The following is a 308-nucleotide window of genomic DNA, read 5'->3' on the forward strand; positions in this document are numbered from 1 at the left end:
AGTTCGTATTGCTGTAACGCACCAATGCCTAACATGAAGCGAACCGGGTTACCTGCCCAAGGCATATTCAGGGTAGTGGAGTTTGTTGCATAGTCTCTACCTCTCATTAGTTCTTCCCTTTTTTCAGGGGTTAGAGACCGAGCAATGAATGCTGCGGCTTCAGACACGGAGAGGAAGTTTTTGTCTGTGGTTGCATAAGGTCCCCAGGTTCCGTCTGTATAACCGGCAGATAGGACGTGGTGGATTTTAGAGATAGGTTGGGGGTTATTGAAGGTAACACTCACGTCTCCAGTTACAGGGTCGTGGGA

The 308-nt window shown here is 48.7% G+C and carries 1 protein-coding gene; it reads right to left on the bottom strand.

Annotated elements, in window-relative coordinates; all coding sequences use genetic code 11:
* Positions 1 to 308 (bottom strand): hypothetical protein (locus ACKQTC_RS09225; RefSeq protein WP_408978150.1); only part of this gene is annotated, 308 nt, incomplete at both ends.

This window comes from Peptococcus simiae, from assembly GCF_046097595.1.
Lineage (GTDB): Bacteria > Bacillota > Peptococcia > Peptococcales > Peptococcaceae > Peptococcus > Peptococcus simiae.